Source organism: Streptomyces sp. 840.1 (genome assembly GCF_003751445.1).
Classification (GTDB): Bacteria; Actinomycetota; Actinomycetes; order Streptomycetales; family Streptomycetaceae; genus Streptomyces.
Map to the genome: position 1 here is coordinate 5,314,885 of NZ_RJUU01000001.1, position 15,718 is coordinate 5,330,602.

General features: G+C 72.3%; 15 protein-coding genes and 1 riboswitch. Of the genes, 5 read left to right on the top strand and 10 right to left on the bottom strand.

From position 1 onward, the window contains the following. Positions 1–2: 2 nt before the first annotated feature. The gene (locus tag EDD93_RS24370; protein ID WP_123527173.1) at positions 3–629 is read right to left on the bottom strand and encodes a precorrin-8X methylmutase; all 627 of its coding nucleotides are present in this window, start codon (positions 627–629) and stop codon (positions 3–5) included. 137 nt (positions 630–766) lie between these two features. Further along, positions 767–2,104 carry a precorrin-3B synthase gene (cobG, locus tag EDD93_RS24375; protein WP_185092520.1) on the bottom strand — a complete coding sequence of 446 codons (1,338 nt, stop codon included), beginning with the start codon at positions 2,102–2,104 and terminating at the stop codon, positions 767–769. Between the two features lie 104 nt (positions 2,105–2,208). Next, positions 2,209–2,284, top strand: a riboswitch (cobalamin riboswitch). Between the two features lie 91 nt (positions 2,285–2,375). Here cobG and cobN point away from each other — a divergent pair. Then, positions 2,376–5,972, top strand: a complete 3,597-nt coding sequence (gene cobN, locus EDD93_RS24380) for a cobaltochelatase subunit CobN (RefSeq protein WP_123527175.1) — start codon at positions 2,376–2,378, stop codon at positions 5,970–5,972. 94 nt (positions 5,973–6,066) lie between these two features. Here the strand turns inward: cobN and EDD93_RS39685 are convergent, their stop codons facing one another. Beyond that, positions 6,067–6,303 (bottom strand): hypothetical protein, encoded by a 237-nt coding sequence (locus EDD93_RS39685; protein ID WP_185092528.1) that lies wholly within the window; start codon positions 6,301–6,303, stop codon positions 6,067–6,069. Between the two features lie 71 nt (positions 6,304–6,374). Between EDD93_RS39685 and EDD93_RS39935 the strand changes: the two genes are divergently transcribed. The 3 genes from EDD93_RS39935 to EDD93_RS24395 all read left to right on the top strand — a co-directional run bounded on the left by EDD93_RS39935 (position 6,375) and on the right by EDD93_RS24395 (position 9,249). Continuing rightward, positions 6,375–6,551, top strand: coding sequence for a hypothetical protein (locus EDD93_RS39935; RefSeq protein ID WP_221217332.1), 177 nt, complete (start codon positions 6,375–6,377; stop codon positions 6,549–6,551). Positions 6,552–6,682: 131 nt separating this feature from the next. Further along, positions 6,683–7,741, top strand: coding sequence for a vWA domain-containing protein (locus EDD93_RS24390; RefSeq protein ID WP_123527176.1), 1,059 nt, complete (start codon positions 6,683–6,685; stop codon positions 7,739–7,741). Positions 7,742–7,863: 122 nt separating this feature from the next. Next, positions 7,864–9,249: a rhodanese-like domain-containing protein gene (locus EDD93_RS24395; RefSeq protein ID WP_123527177.1), complete on the top strand. Its 1,386-nt coding sequence runs from the start codon at positions 7,864–7,866 to the stop codon at positions 9,247–9,249. A gap of 9 nt (positions 9,250–9,258) precedes the next feature. Here EDD93_RS24395 and EDD93_RS24400 read toward each other — a convergent pair whose 3' ends face one another. Then, positions 9,259–9,537: a metal-sensitive transcriptional regulator gene (locus tag EDD93_RS24400; protein ID WP_073737603.1), complete on the bottom strand. Its 279-nt coding sequence runs from the start codon at positions 9,535–9,537 to the stop codon at positions 9,259–9,261. 95 nt (positions 9,538–9,632) lie between these two features. Here EDD93_RS24400 and EDD93_RS24405 point away from each other — a divergent pair, with 95 nt between their 5' ends. Continuing rightward, complete coding sequence (locus EDD93_RS24405) at positions 9,633–10,232, top strand: rhodanese-like domain-containing protein (protein ID WP_123527178.1); 600 nt, start codon at positions 9,633–9,635, stop codon at positions 10,230–10,232. Between the two features lie 109 nt (positions 10,233–10,341). Here the strand turns inward: EDD93_RS24405 and EDD93_RS24410 are convergent, their stop codons facing one another. Genes EDD93_RS24410 through EDD93_RS24435 form a run of 6 tightly spaced genes read right to left on the bottom strand, consistent with a single transcriptional unit; the run spans position 10,342 to position 15,591 of the window. After that, positions 10,342–11,574, bottom strand: a complete 1,233-nt coding sequence (locus EDD93_RS24410) for a cytochrome P450 (protein WP_123527179.1) — start codon at positions 11,572–11,574, stop codon at positions 10,342–10,344. A gap of 8 nt (positions 11,575–11,582) precedes the next feature. Then, positions 11,583–12,797: a cytochrome P450 gene (locus EDD93_RS24415; protein WP_123527180.1), complete on the bottom strand. Its 1,215-nt coding sequence runs from the start codon at positions 12,795–12,797 to the stop codon at positions 11,583–11,585. Beyond that, positions 12,794–13,426, bottom strand: coding sequence for an ATP/GTP-binding protein (locus EDD93_RS24420; protein WP_185092429.1), 633 nt, complete (start codon positions 13,424–13,426; stop codon positions 12,794–12,796). Before EDD93_RS24420 ends, EDD93_RS24415 begins: the two co-directional genes overlap by 4 nt. After that, complete coding sequence (locus tag EDD93_RS24425; RefSeq protein ID WP_123527181.1) at positions 13,404–13,757, bottom strand: DUF742 domain-containing protein; 354 nt, start codon at positions 13,755–13,757, stop codon at positions 13,404–13,406. The genes EDD93_RS24420 and EDD93_RS24425 overlap by 23 nt, the downstream gene beginning before the upstream one ends. Next, the gene (locus tag EDD93_RS24430; protein ID WP_123527182.1) at positions 13,754–14,176 is read right to left on the bottom strand and encodes a roadblock/LC7 domain-containing protein; all 423 of its coding nucleotides are present in this window, start codon (positions 14,174–14,176) and stop codon (positions 13,754–13,756) included. Before EDD93_RS24430 ends, EDD93_RS24425 begins: the two co-directional genes overlap by 4 nt. Positions 14,177–14,178: 2 nt before the next feature. Beyond that, on the bottom strand, positions 14,179–15,591 hold the full coding sequence (locus EDD93_RS24435) for an ATP-binding protein (protein WP_123527183.1): 1,413 nt from the start codon (positions 15,589–15,591) through the stop codon (positions 14,179–14,181). Between the last annotated feature and the right edge of the window lie 127 nt (positions 15,592–15,718).

The following is a 15,718-nucleotide window of genomic DNA, read 5'->3' on the forward strand; positions in this document are numbered from 1 at the left end:
GCTTACTCTTCCTCGCTGGCGATCGCGTTGAGGGCGGCGGCCGCCATGGCGCTGCCGCCCCGCCGGCCGCGCACGATCAGGTGGTCGAGCCCGGACGCGTGTGCGGCCAGGGCGTCCTTGGACTCGGCCGCGCCGATGAAACCGACGGGCACACCGATGACGGCGGCGGGGCGCGGCGCGCCCTCCTCGATCAGTTCGAGCAGCCGGAACAGGGCGGTGGGCGCGTTGCCGACGGCGACGACCGCGCCGTCCAGCCGGTCGCGCCAGAGCTCCAGGGCGGCCGCGCTGCGGGTGGTGCCGAGCTCCGCCGCGAGACCGGGCACCGCCGGGTCGGACAGGGTGCACACGACCTCGTTGCCGGCGGGCAGCCGCTTGCGGGTGACACCGCTGGCGACCATGGCCACGTCGCACAGGATCGGCGCGCCGGCCCGCAGCGCCGCACGGGCCCGCGACACCACGTCCGGGCTGAAGGCCAGATCGCGTACGAGGTCGACCATGCCGCAGGCGTGGATCATCCGGACCGCCACCTGGCTCACATCGGCGGGCAGCCCCGAGAGATCGGCCTCCGCGCGGATCGTGGCGAACGACTGCCGATAGATGGCCGGTCCGTCCTTCTCGTACTGGTGCACAGTGCTGTCGCTCTCTTCATCGGCGTGGAAAGTCGGGCGTGGAAGTGGCGTGGAAAGTCGGGCGTGGAAAGTCAGGTGAACGTCACGTTCGGCAAGTCGGGTGTGGAGAGGCCGGTCGGGTCCGGGGGCGGGACGGTTCAGGTGCCGAGGCTGCCCCGGGCCGTCTCCACGGCGGCCGCGAGATCGGACGGGCTGTCGGCGACGGGCAGCGGGGCGTGCCGTTCACCGTCGCGCACCAGGGAGACCCGGTAGCCGTCCGGAGTGGCGACCACGTCGACCCATTCGCCCCGGGGATGACCGCACCGGCGCTCGCACCCCGACCAGTACACCGGCAGCGCCCCCACGGGCCCCAGGGCCGCTGTCGCCCCGGCCCGCACATCGGCGAGTGACTTGGCGCAGCCGGGACGCCCGATGCAGGCCCCCACCCCGGTCCAGGGGGAGAGGGGGCCGGTGATCAGTCCGGCGGCCCCCAGGGCGTCCAGTGCCTCCGCGGCCCGCGCACGCTCCACCCCCGGCACGACGACGCCGCGCCACGGGGTAAGCCTGAGTTCGCCGCCGCCGCCACCGCCACCGTCCCGCTGCCGGGACGTGTCCGTCAGCGCCCGCCACTGTCGCGCGCCGAGGCGTCCCAGGGGTACGCCGACGGACAGCGCGACCGTGTCGTACGGGCCGTCCACGACACCGAACGCGGGAGCCGCCGACTCCGAGGGGCGCACCGGCCCGGCGGTGCGCGTGGCAGGGATCCCGGCCCGAGCCAGCCGCCGGACCACCTGGTCCCGGAGGATCCCGCCGTCCGCGCGCAGGTCCGTCACGCGCCAGACGCCCGAGCCGCGCGCGGTGTCCACGAAGGTCTCGGCGGCGACGAGCGCGGCCCGGGGGGCGTGCGCGCCGGATACCCGCAGAACTGATTCGGCCGGACCGATCCGCAGAGCCGCGTCGCCGTCGGCCCGTGCCAGCAGGGTCACATCGGCGCCGAGCGCGTCCACATCGCCCCGGCCGTCGTCGAGTGCGAACAGGAACCGGCCCGACAGCTCGGTCGTCAGCTCGCTCGCGCACACCAGCTCGTCCAGCGCGGACAGCCACGGACGGACGTCGCGTTCTCCCCGGCCGTCGAGCCCGGAGAGCGGGGAGGCCACGATGTTGCGGACGCGCTCGTGGCGCTCGGAGGGCAGCAGCCCCGACTCACCCAGGCGGGAGGCCAGTTCGCCGCCGCACTCCGGCCGCAGACCGCGCAGCTGCACATTGCCGCGCGAAGTGAGATGCAGCTCACCATCGCCCAGCCGCTCCGCCAACTCCCGCAGCACATCCGCCCGGGTCGCGCTCAGTACCCCCCCGGGGATCCGGACCCGGGCCAGCGCACCGTCGTGCGCACTGTGCAGCCGCAGCGTGCCGGGGCAGGCGTCACCGCGGTCACGGACGGACGCGGCTCCTGTGGGCACGGGCAAAGTGGCTGGCGGGGGCATGGCGGCGAGCATACCGACCATCTCATCAGATCCGTATGCCTCCCAGTTCTTGACCGCCCCTTACTATGCCTAGCGACGGACCTTCCGGTCCGTTGTCGCCACAGACGGCGACAGGGGAGGAAGCCCGGTGCGATTCCGGCGCGGTCCCGCCACTGTGAGCCCGGCCCCACCGGCCGGGCGAGTCAGGAACTCCCTTCCCCGAGCCACTCGGCCCGTCCGAGCAGGGGAGTCCCATTCCGACACCGCCCGGGGCGTGGATACCCCGAGGAAGGCCAGACGCCGCATGATCCTGCTCCTGTCGACGTCAGACACCGACCTGCTCAGCGCCCGCGCCTCCGACGGCCCGGTCGCCTATCGCTACGCGAACCCCTCCCGGCTCCCGCTCCAGGACCTCCCCGAGCTCCTCGACGGCACCGACCTGGTCGTCGTACGCCTCCTCGGCGGGGTCCGCGCCTGGCAGGACGGCCTCGACCAGGTCCTGGCCACCGGGCGCCCCGTCGTCGTTCTCACCGGGGAACAGGCCCCCGACGCCCAGCTGATGGCCGCCTCCACCGTCCCGATCGGCATCGCCGCCGAGGCCCACGCCTACCTGGCGCACGGCGGCCCCGGCAACCTGGAGCAGCTCGCCCGCTTCCTGTCGGACACCGTCCTGCTCACCGGCCACGGCTTCGAACCGCCCGCCCCGGCGCCCTCCTGGGGCCCGTTGGAGCGCACGCCCCGCGCGACGGACGGCCCCACTATCGCGGTGCTCTACTACCGCGCCCACCACATGAGCGGCAACACCGCGTTCATCGACGCCCTGTGCGGCGCCGTCGAGGACGCGGGCGGCCGCGCGCTGCCGCTGTTCGTCGCCTCGCTGCGGACGCCCGAACCCGAGCTGATCGATGCCCTGCGGGCCGCCGACGCGATCGTGACGACCGTGCTCGCGGCGGGCGGTACCCGGCCCGCCGAGGCGTCGGCCGGCGGGGACGACGAGTCCTGGGACGCCGGGGCCCTCACGGGCCTGGACGTGCCGATCCTCCAGGCGCTCTGCCTCACCGGTTCGCGGTCCGACTGGGAGGACAACGACGAGGGCGTCTCGCCGCTGGACGCCGCGAGCCAGATCGCCGTCCCCGAGTTCGACGGCCGCCTGATCACCGTCCCGTTCTCCTTCAAGGAGATCGACGAGGACGGCCTGCCGGCCTACGTGGCCGACGCCGAGCGCGCCGCCCGGGTCGCCGGGACCGCCGTGCGCCACGCGCGGCTCCGCCACATCCCGAACGCCGACAAGCGCCTCGCCCTTGTGCTGTCCGCGTACCCGACCAAGCACTCCCGGATCGGCAACGCCGTCGGACTCGACACCCCGGCGAGCGCCGTCGCGCTGCTGCGCCGGCTCCGCGCCGAGGGGTACGACTTCGGCGACGAGGAGGTGCCGGGCCTCGCCTCCGGTGACGGCGACGAGCTGATCTACGCGCTGATCGAGGCGGGCGGGCACGACCAGGAGTGGCTCACCGAGGAGCAGTTGGCCCGCAACCCGGTCCGTATCCCGGCGGCCGACTACCGGCGCTGGTACGCGACACTGCCGGCCGAACTCCGCGAGGCCGTCGAGGAGCACTGGGGCCCGGCCCCGGGCGAGATGTTCGTGGACCGCTCGCGCAACCCCGAGGGCGACATCGTCCTCGCCGCGCTGCGCCGGGGCAATCTGCTCATCCTCATCCAGCCGCCGCGCGGCTTCGGCGAGAACCCGATCGCGATCTACCACGACCCCGATCTGCCGCCCTCGCACCACTACCTGGCCGCCTACCGCTGGATCGCCGCCTCCGCCGACGACAACGGATTCGGCGCCGACGCGATGGTCCACCTCGGCAAGCACGGCAACCTGGAGTGGCTGCCCGGGAAGAACGCCGGACTGTCCGCCGCGTGCGGGCCCGACGCCGCACTGGGCGATCTCCCGCTCGTCTACCCGTTCCTGGTCAACGACCCGGGCGAGGGGACCCAGGCCAAACGCCGCGTCCACGCCACGCTGGTGGACCACCTCGTGCCGCCGATGGCCCGCGCCGAGAGCTACGGCGACGTGGCCCGGCTGGAACAGCTCCTGGACGAGCACGCCCAGATCGCGGCGATGGACCCGGCGAAGCTCCCGGCCATCAGGGCCCAGATCTGGACCCTGATCCAGGCCGCGAAGCTCGACCACGACCTGGGGCTCGAAGACCGTCCCGAGGACGAGGGCTTCGACGAGTTCATCATGCATCTCGACGGCTGGCTCTGTGAGATCAAGGACGCACAGATCCGCGACGGACTGCACGTCCTGGGCGGCGCGCCGGCCGGCGGCGACCGGGTCAACCTCGTCCTGGCGATCCTGCGGGCCCGCCAGATCTGGGGCGGGACCACGTCCCTGCCCGGCCTGCGCGAGGCGCTCGGCCTCGACGAGTCGGCGGCCACCCGTACCGCCGCCGACGAGATCGAGGAGCAGGCGCGCGCCCTGGTCCAGGCGATGGAGGACGCCGCGTGGGCGCCGGACGCCGTCGCCGGGGTCGCGGCCGGGCACCCGCAGGCCGTGGCCAACATCCTGGCCTTCGCGGCCGGTGAGGTCGTACCGCGCCTGGCGGCCACCACTGACGAACTCGACCACGCCGTCCACGCGCTGAACGGCGGCTTCGTCCCCGCCGGGCCCTCCGGCTCCCCGCTCCGGGGCCTGGTCAACGTCCTGCCGACCGGACGCAACTTCTACTCCGTCGACCCCAAGGCGGTGCCCTCCCGCCTCGCCTGGGAGACCGGACAGGCGCTGGCCGACTCTCTCCTGGAGCGCTACCGCACCGACAACGGCGACTGGCCCACCTCGGTCGGCCTGTCCCTGTGGGGCACCAGCGCGATGCGTACGGCCGGCGACGACGTCGCGGAGGCCTTCGCCCTGCTCGGTGTCCGCCCGGTCTGGGACGACGCCTCACGGCGGGTCACCGGCCTGGAGGCCGTCCCGGCCGCCGAACTGGGGCGCCCGCGCATCGATGTGACGCTCCGCATCAGCGGCTTCTTCCGCGACGCGTTCCCGCACACCATCGGCCTCCTCGACGACGCGGTCCGCCTCGCGGCCTCGCTGGAGGAGCCCGACGAGCAGAACTACGTACGGGCCCACACCCAGGCGGACCTGGCCGCCCACGGTGACGAGCGCCGCGCCACCACCCGTATCTTCGGATCCCGCCCCGGCACCTACGGCGCGGGCCTGCTCCAGCTCATCGACTCCCGGGACTGGCGTACGGACGCCGACCTGGCCGAGGTCTACACGGTCTGGGGCGGCTACGCCTACGGCCGTGAACTCGACGGACGCCCGGCCCGCGAGGAGATGGAGACGGCGTACAAGCGCATCGAGGTCGCGGCCAAGAACACCGACACCCGCGAGCACGACATCGCGGACTCGGACGACTACTTCCAGTACCACGGCGGCATGGTCGCCACCGTGCGCGCGCTCAAGGGCACCGCCCCGGAGGCGTACATCGGGGACTCCACCCGGCCGGAGACCGTCCGGACCCGCACCCTGGTCGAGGAGACCTCACGCGTCTTCCGCGCCCGCGTCGTCAATCCCAAGTGGATCGAGGCGATGCGCCGCCACGGCTACAAGGGCGCCTTCGAGCTGGCCGCCACGGTCGACTACCTCTTCGGCTACGACGCCACGACGGGCGTGGTGGCCGACTGGATGTACGACAAGCTCACCGAGACCTACGTCCTGGACCCGGCCAACCGCGAGTTCCTCCAGCGGGCCAATCCCTGGGCCCTGCACGGCATCGCGGAGCGCCTGCTGGAGGCCGAGTCCCGCGGCATGTGGGAGAAGCCCGACCCGGAGATCCTCGCCGGCCTGCGTCAGGTCTTCCTGGAGGCGGAGGGCGACCTGGAGGGAGAGGACTGAGCCACGGGGCCGGTGATCCCGCCGGAGGCGACCAGGCCGGCCCGTCAACAACCTTCAGCGGCGGGGCGATTCACCCCGCTCCGCCGCTGTCGGCTCACCACGAGCCGTCGGGCCTGGGCACGAACCGGCTCAGCCGGTAGGTGGTCGGCTGAACCAGCCGCCCGCAGAGCGCTTCCATCCGGACAGCCGTCCAGCCGATCTGCCCGTTCTCTGCCCGTCGTGTCTGAGGACGGGCGGCGGGTACGAGGTGCGCCGGCACGACGTCGCCACTGATCCGCCCCGGGAGCCGGGGACGTCCGATCTGGTGCACGCCCGGCTCGTACTGGTCCATGTACCGGGCGGGGCACGGGCGTTGGCCGCGATGGCGGACGTCGCCGCGACGGGCTCCTTCCCGTTCGGCGGGTGGGCCTGCGGCCGGCTGGAGGCCCGCCCGTCCGGCACGTCCGCGGCGAACTGCTCACGGCCGGCCCGGCCGACGAGGCCGAGATCGACGCGCACCTGGCCGCCATCGACGCCGGTGAACTCGGGCTGACACGCGCGTCGTTGATCTCGGCATGGGGGCGCCGTCCGGCCGGGTAGCCGCCGGCGGCCGGTGAGGGCCTCCGGCTCTCACCGCGCGGCTCGTGGTGATGACGCGTCGAACTCCGTTGTCAGTGCCTCCCCATAGAGTTCAGGTATCACTCGGGGAGCTTCGGAGAAGGAGCAGAAACGTGTCCGCCAACAGGATTCAGCACAAGGTGAATCACGTCGCGCTGGTCGTGGACTGTTCGGGTTCCATGCGTCCGCACCAGGGTCAGCTCATTCGTGTCGTGGACGAGTTCGTGGCCGGTCTGAAGGCCGAGTCGGACAGCCTCGGTCATGAAACCCGGATCAGTCTCTATTCCTTCGACCACAGGGTGGAGAACCTGGTCTGGGACATGGACGTGAAGCATCTGCCGTCCATGCGGGGCCTGTACAGGGTCAATAACGGTGCGACGGCCCTCATCGAGGCTTCGTTGAAGTCCCTGGACGATCTGGGTCACATCTGGGAGGAATACGGCGAGCACAGCTTCCTGCAGATCGTGGTGACGGACGGCGAGGAGAACGCCTCCGGCGGCGACCGGCGGCACGACGGCGACATGACCGTCCTCGGCCCCTGGCTCGACCGGATCGCGGCGAAGATGGGCGGCCTCCCCGGCCACTGGACGTCCGCGATCCTCGTGCCGAACTCGCTGGCCAAGCGCACCGCCCAGAACTACGGCTTCCCGGCCGGGAACATCGCCATCTGGGACGCGGATTCGCAGGAGGGCGTCGAGGAGGCGATCGGCACCGTGCGTGCCGCCGCCACGAGCTTCCTGCGCGGCCGCGAGCAGGGTGTGCGCGGCACAAAGAACCTGTTCGCTGTCGGCCAGGGCATATCGGTTGACGAGGTGCGCGCGAATCTCGACCCGATACCGGCCGACAAGTACCGCCTCCTGAAGGTCGACAAGGAGATCGAGATCCGGCCCTTCGTCGATTCGCATCCGGGTGTGACGTACGAACGCGGCTCTTGCTATTACCAATTGGGCGCCCGCGCCCAGGTGCAGCCCAACAAGGAGGTAATCGTCGTCGAGAAGGACACCGATCGCGCCTATACGGGCGATGCCGCGCGCAATCTCCTTTTCGGTACGGGAATCCAGGGGACGGTCTCGGTGAAGGCGGGAAACAATCCCGCGCTGGAGGTGTATGTGCAGAGCCGTTCGGTGAACAGGAAACTCAAACCGAAGACGCGTCTGCTCATCATGCTCTGAGCGGGGCGGCCCGAGCGGGTCCAGCGGCCCACTTCCAGGCCTTGGGAAATACCCCGGGGGGTATCACTGTTACAGTGGACGAAGATACCCCCCGGGGTAAATCGCTATGGAGGGAGACGGCCGTGTTCTTCGTGGACACCCTGGAGACCGAAGGCCTGGGCAACCGCAGCTATCTCGCGGGCGGGGCGTCGACGGCGGTGGTCGTCGACCCGCCGCGCGACGTGGAGCGAGTCCTGGCGGCGGCCGCCGGGAGAGGGGTGCGGATCGGGTACGTGGTGGAGACGCACATACACAACGACTACGTCACCGGTGGACTGGAACTGGCCCGGCTGACCGGTGCGCGGTATCTGGTGCCCGCGTCGGCCCGGGTCTCCTTCGACCGGGTCCCGGTCGAGGACGGCGACAGCGTCAGCGTCGACACCGGGCTGAGCCTGCGGGCGCTGGCCACCCCCGGACACACCCCGCACCACACCGCGTACGTGCTGGTCGAGGACGGGCGGGAGGTGGCCGCGTTCACCGGCGGCTCGCTGCTGATCGGCGCGGTGGGCCGTCCCGACCTGGTCGAGCCCCGGCTGACCGAGGAGCTGGCCCGCTCCCAGTACGCCTCCGTCCACCGGCTGGCAGGAGAGCTCCACGACGAAGTCCGGGTGCTGCCCACCCATGGCTTCGGAAGCTTCTGCTCCGCCTCCCGGGCCGGCGGCGATGCCACCACCATCGGCAAGGAGCGGGCCGGTAACGACGCGCTCACCCTGGACGTCGACACCTTCGTGGCGCAGACACTCGCCGGTCTTGAGGACGTGCCCGCCTACTACGCGCACATGGGCCCGATCAACGCGAACGGCCCCGCGCCGGCGGATCTGACCCCGCCCCGGACCGCCGACGCCGAGGAGATCGCCCAGCGCCTGGCCGCCGGGGAATGGGTGGTCGACCTGCGCAGCCGTACCGCGTTCTCGCGGGGCCATGTCGCCGGGACGTTCAACTTCGAGGCCGCGGGCAGCCTCGCCACCTATCTGGCCTGGCTGATCCCCTGGGGCAAACCCGTCACCCTCCTGGCCGCCTCCGCCGAACAGCTCGCCGGCGCCCAGCGGGAGCTGGTGCGGGTCGGCATCGAGCGGCCCGCTGCCGCCGCCACCGGTGAGCCGTCCTCCTGGCTGCGGCCGGGACAGGAGCTGCGCTCCTTCCCGCGCGCGGACTTCGCCGCCCTGGAGCAGGCGCTCGGGCGCGGCGATGACGTCGTGGTGCTGGACGTACGCCGCGACTCCGAACGCGCCGGCGAGTACGTGCGCGGATCGGTGCACATCCCCTTGCACGAACTGCGCGAGCGCGCCGCCGAGGTTCCGGCCGGAGTGGTGTGGGTGCACTGCGCGGGCGGGATGCGCGCCGCTACAGCCGCGTCCCTGCTCGACGCCGAAGGCCGTGACGTGGTCGCCGTCGACGACGGTTTCGACGCCGCCCGGAGCGCCGGTCTGACCGTCACCGCCGCAGCCGGGAGCGGTCCGGCGGCTTGAGCGCCACCGTCAGGCCAGCGAGAGGAACAGCTTCTCCAGCCGGGCACGCATCTGGTCCCGGTCACCGGCCGCCTGGCCGCCGTCGGCCATGCACTGCTGCAGGCCCGTCGCGATGATCGCGAACCCGGCCCGGTCGAGGGCACGGGAGACCGCGGCCAGCTGCGTGATCACGTCCTCGCAGTCCCGGCCGTCCTCGATCATCTTGACGATCCCGGCGATCTGGCCCTGGGCCCGCTTCAGCCGGTTGAGCACCGACTTCAGCTCGGCGGCCGCCATGTCCAGCTCCACGCTTCCTCCTCCGTACGCACCATGAATACCCCTAGGGGTATCCTATCGTGTTCGGGACCCCCGGCCCCGGCCCGCACAGAAACGGAACACCGCACATGACCACCCCCACACCCGCCCCCGTCTCCGCGCCCGGCCCCGCCGCCGTACTCCCCGCGCAGGCGGCGGCCCGGCTCGGCCACTACGCCGTCATCGACGTCCGCACCCCCGGCGAATACGCCTCCGGCCACGTTCCCGGCGCTCACAACGTCCCCCTGGACCGGATACGCGCGGCGCTTCCGGCGCTGAGGGCGGCCGCGGCCCGCGGCGACCTGCTGATCGTCTGCGCCGCCGGCAACCGCTCCGCCACCGCCCGCGCCGAACTGGCCGCAGCCGGTGTCGCGGCGGCCACCCTCACCGGCGGCACCACCGCGTGGGCGGAACAGGGCCACGCCCTCGACCGGCCCGAGGGCGCCTCCCGGGTCTGGGGCATGGAACGCCAGGTCCGCCTCGCCGCCGGCTCCCTCGTGGTCCTGGGTCTCGCCGTCGGCACCCGCTACCGAGGTGCCCGCGGGCTCTCCGCCGCGATCGGCGGCGGCCTCGTCTTCTCCGCGCTCACCAACACCTGCGGCATGGCCGCCGTCCTCGCCAGGCTGCCGCACAACCGCCCTCGCGCCGCCGACCTCGACGCCACCCTCGCCGCGCTCCGGCAGCGGTAGCCCGCAAGCCGTCCCACCCGGGCGGGCGGCCGTCGAACCGGCCTCCCGCCCGGGGCGCGCCGCCAGAGGGGCCGCAGCCCCGGCGCGGCCACGCTCCGGTGCGTCCCGGTCAGGCCCCGGCCGGGACGGGCCGGACCGGCAGGGTCTGGTGGCCGTTGCTGATGAGAGAGTGCAGCGGCTTCAACTCGCTCGTCGGCACAGCGAGTTCGAGGTCGGGGAAGCGCTCGAACAGCAGCCGCAGCGCCGCGGCGATCTCCATCCGGGCGAGCGGGGCGCCGATACAGAAGTGCACGCCGTGCCCGAAGGCGAGGTGCTCCGAGGACGGCCGGGTCAGGTCGAAGCGGTCGGCGGACTCCCCGTGCCAGCCGGGGTGCCGGTTGGCCGCCGCGTAGGAGACGAGGATCGCCTCGCCGGCCCGGATCGTCTGTCCGTCGGGCAGGGGCAGGTCCTCCAGCGCGCAGCGCAGCGGGAGATGCTTGACGGCGGGCTCGAAGCGCAGGGTCTCCTCGACGACATCGCTCCAGTTGGCGCGGCCGGCGCGGACGTGGGCGAGCTGCTCGGGGTTGGTGAGCAGGGCCGTGATGCCGTGGTCGATCCCGTTGACCGTCGTCTCGTACCCGGCGCTGATCATCAGCAGCAGCGTGTCGCGCAGTTCGTCGTCGGTCATCGCGCCGCCGTCGCCCTCGGTGTCCCGGGCGGCGATGAGGAGCGAGGTCATGTCGTCGCCCGGCGCGGCGCGCTTGGCGGAGATCAGCTCGTCGAGCAGTTTGTACAGGGCGGCCGTGTTCGCCGCGGCCTCGTCGGCGGCGAGCGCGGTGGAGAAGACTCCGTCGACCACGCTTCGGAAGCCCTGGCGATGGTCGTCGGGGACGCCCATGAGCCGCCCGATCACCGCGATCGGCAGTGGATAGGCGAGCTCCTCGCGGAGGTCGACGACCTCCCCGGCCGGCCGGGACCCGATGGTGTCCAGGAGGGACGTGACGATCGCCTCGATGGTGGATTCCATGGTCTGCACCCGGCGTGCGCTGAACGCGGGCGCGACCATGCGCCTGAGCCGCCGGTGGTCACCGCCGTACGCGGTGAACATGTTGTTGACCGCGATCCACAGGGCCAGGGGCCAGGTCGTCACGGCGTCGGCGAAGCCCGGCCAGTGAGCGCGCGCGTCCTTGGAGACCCGGGAGTCCGTCAGGAGTTCCTTGAGCAGGACCGGGTCGGTCACGGACCACGCGGTGACGCCGAGAATGTCGACACGGGTGGCCGGCCCGCGGGAGCGAAGGGCCTTGTGTTCGGCGTGATGGTCCGCCGCGGAGGGGTCCAGAACGAGTATCGGCTGTTCGGTCATGGTGCTCCTCAGCGAGTGGCGGGGAAGACGACGGGGAGGGATTCCAGGGCACGGTGGAAAGGACCGGGCCGCCAGCGCACCTCGTCGGCGGGGACCGCCAGGTCCATCTCCGGGAAGGCGTCCGCGAGATAGGTGATGGCGGTCTCGGCGATGAGATAGGCGTGGGAGCGGGCCGGACAGGTATGCGGTCCGGTACTCCAGGACAGATGGGCGCGGTTGCCGACGAAGGCCTCCGGCGGGAGTCCCGCGGTGAGCGCCGGGTCGTTGTTGCAGGCGGCCATCGAGATGACGACCGGCTGGTGCGCCGGCAGCAGGGTGCCGTCCACGTCCGCGTCGTAACGCGGATAGCTGATGCAGTAGTTCGCCATCGGCGGGTCCGTGTACAGGACGGTGTCCAGGGCGTCGCGGATCGTGGACTCGGCGGAGTGCAGCGTGGCGGAGAACTCCTCGTCGGTGAGGATCCTCCACCAGGTGTTGACGATGAGGTTGGTCAGCGGTTCGATGCCGGCGCCGTACAGCGTGACGATCTGGTGCCCCATCTCCTCATCGCTCAGCCCCGCCGGGTGGCCTATCAGCCGGGACGTCACATCGTCCGCCGGATGGTGCCTGCGCAGGCTCACCAGGTCGGCCACCGCCGTGCCGAGGATCTCGTTGCCCCGGACGGCGTCGGTGGTCTCGAAGATGCGCGACATGCCGTCGGCGATCCGGGCGCCGATCTCGTCGGGGCACCCCAGCATCGAGCTCAGCACCCGGAAGGCGATCGGGAAGGCGTACTGAGCGGCGAGGTCCGCGCGGCCGGTGGAGCCGAAGCCGGTCACGGCGTCGGCGGCGACCTTCTCCACCAGGGTACGCAGCTCGTGCTGGTCGATCGCGTCGATGCTCGCGGTGTTGGCCGAGCGGTAACGGGAGTGCTCGGTGCCGCCGCTGCGCAGGGCGTTGGGCCGCCACTCCATCATCGGCCGCACCGGACACGACGCCGGCACCTGCTGCTCCCACACCCGGGGATCGGCGGGGAAGCGCAGCGGATCGTTGAGGATGCTGCGCGCCTGGAAGTAGCCGATCACCAGGGTGGCGGGGATACCGGGGGCCAGTTCGACGGGCGCGAACGCGCCGAAGGTGCGCCGCATCTGCTCGTACGCGGCGTGCGGGTCGGCGGCGAAATCGGGCCCGTACAGGGGATACCGGGCCGGCCCGGTCAGTGGCTCGGTGCTGATGGGGTTCATCGCAGGGGCTCCAGGGGCTCCAGGGGTGCGGCTGGTCGGTGTTCCACGAGGTGGTCCATCAGGGCGACGAGAGCGTGGAGCGAGGAGGTGCGGTCGCGGGCGTCGCAGGTGATGAGCGGCGTGGCGGCGTCCAGGGCGAGGGCCTGGCGGAGTTCGCCCAGGTCGTAGCCGGGGGCGCCGGGGAAGGTGTTGATCGCGACGGCATACGGGATGCCCTGTGCCTCCAGCAGGCCCAGCGCGCCGTGACAGGCGTCGAGGTCGCGGGTGTCGGCCAGCACCAGGCACCCGAGTGCCCCCTCGGCCAGGTCCTCCCAGAGCAGCTGGAAACGCTCCTGCCCCGGCAGCCCGAACAGATAGAGCACCAGGCGGCCGTCGGCCAGATGGATGCGGCCGAAGTCCATGCCCACGGTCGTCGTGGTCTTCGCGGGCGTGCCGCTCAGGTCGTCCACATCCGCGCTGTCGACGGTGATGGGCTCCTCCATACGGAGCGGCGTCACCTCGGACACGCTGCCGATGAAGGTCGTCTTGCCCACGCCGAAGCCCCCGGCGACCACGATCTTCGCGGACTCGGTCACCGCGGCCGGTACAAAGGTGACGGTCGTCTGTTCAGACCAGGTCTCGGAGGCCATCGCGCACCCTTCGCAGGAGGTCGGATTCGGGTCGGTCGCGGACAGCCGCGACCGGACTGGTCAGATGGCCGCTGTCCATCAGGGTGGAGACGAGGATCCGTACCGTGGACGGGGGCATCTGCAGGGCCGCGGCGATGTCCGCGACGGCGAGACCGCCGTGACCGCCGGCGAACAGACCCATTAATCCCCGCGCGTCGGGTCCGAGCGCGTTCGTCGGGCCGTTCGCGGCGATGACCACGCTTTCCAGGCGCACGTCCTGTCGCGGACGGACCCGTCCCCCGGTGCGTACGTACGGCCTGACCAGATCCGCGTCACGCCGCGGCCCGCTCATGCCGCGGAGCCGCCGTCCGTCTGCGACGGAACGCGTTCCGCGGTGCTCAGCTGCCTGCCCACCTGCACCGCGAGCTGCGCCATCTCGCGGCTGATCAGACCCACGTCCGCGTGCGGACCGGTGGTGCAGACCGACAGCATCGTGTTGTCCCCGGCAGCCGTGGTCAGCCCGATGTTGTCGATGCACTCGATCATCTGCTGGCGGACCCCGCCACCACCGGTGAAGTCGTCCCACGCCTTTCCGGCGGCACGCATGGCGGCCGTCAGCGCGGCGAACTTCTCGCCTTCCTCCTGGCTCATCGTTCTGGTGCGCGCCTTCAGCAGGCCGTCGCTGCTCATCAGCACGGCGAAGCGGACGCCCTCGATCTCACCGAGCTGCTCGTCCAGCAGCCAGCCAAGGGAGTTGATGGTGGTCGACATGGTCAACGTCCTTCGGTCTCAGGGGGAGTGCCCGGCGTGTCGCGGACGCTGCGGGCACCGTTCAGCCAGGCGGTCGCCACCTCGGGCCGGCCGGGCTCCACGGGCGCCGCGGCGGCCGCGTGGCGTCGGGAGGGCGGCGCGGACCGCCGGCGGACCGTCAGCCCGCTCACCGTGGTCGAGGACTCCGCCTGCGCCGGTTCGGGGGCCCGGACGGGCTCGGCGACCGGGGCCGGTTCGGCGGCGGGAGCGTGCTCGGCCACGGGAGCCGGCGCGGGGGCGGCCGGGGCCTGCCTGCGACGGGGCGCGGGCGGGGTGGCGGGGACGGCCGGCCGGGGGGCCGGCGGCGCGGTGAGCAGCTTCTGCGGCAGGACGATGAAGGCGCGTGTGCCGCCGTAGACGTTGGGGGCCGTCACCTCGACGCGGTATCCGTAGGACGCGGCGAGGACGCCGGCCACGCGCAGACCGGTCTGCGGGTAGGCGCCCAGCTTCGTGATGTCGTCGCGCTCCTCGCTGGACATCACCCGGCGGGCCCACTCCAGCCGCTCGTCCTCCATGCGCAGACCGGCGTCGTCCACGATCAGGAAGACCGCGTCGTTGCCGTGCTCCAGGGATACGTGCACACGGGTGTTGGGCGCCGAGTAGCGCAGGGCGTTGTCCAGCAGGATCGCGAGGGTGTGGATCACCGCTTCCACGGCCCGGCTCTCCACCGCGAAGGTGTTCATGTCCGCGTGCTGCACCCGCTGGAAGCCCTCGACCCGGCCCATCGCGGAGCGCACGATCTCGCCGAGCGCGGTCACCGGGTGGCGCCGCGAGAGCTTGTCGCCCGCGAGCACCGAGTAGCCGCTGGCCGTCAGCAGCATCTGCTGGGCCAGGTGGTCGATCTCGACCAGGGTCTCGTACGCGTCGTCCGAGACGTGCTGACGCACCCCGGCACTGACCTTGGTCCCCAGCTTCGACGCCCGGTGGACCGTTCCGGCGGCGAAGGACCTCACCGCCGCCCGTGCGACGTCGACGGCCTCCTTGCGTACGTGGGCGACCTGCTCGGCGGTCTCGCGGCGGGCCAGTTCCACCCGCTCCTCGGCCGTTCTCCCGGCCATGGTGACGGCGTGCGAGAGCTGTCCGGCCAGCGCTCCGACGGCCTCGGCGACGGGGTTGCCGACCAGCTGCGGCGGAACGGTCACCTCGATGCCGCGGGCCTCGCCCGTCCCGGACCCGTCGGCCGCGGCCGGGACGGCGGTGGTCGCCAGGTGTCTCACGAAGTACTCGGTCATCTGTATCTGCTGGGCGAGCCGCTCGGAGTGCTCGTGCAGCTGTCCGGCCCGTTGTTCCGCCCGGCGTGCCGCGCCGCGGAAACGGACCGCCAGCACCGAGCCGGCCACTGCCAGCACCGCGAGGACCACCGTCAGCGCAAGCATCAGACCCCCGCGAACGTGAGGGAAGCGGCTGCCCGGCCGGGGCCCCGGAGGCGGAGCCGGCCGGCCAGGCCGTCGTCACGGACGTGCGATCCGGTCTGCGTGCCGCCGGTCGGCAAGTGCTGCTCGA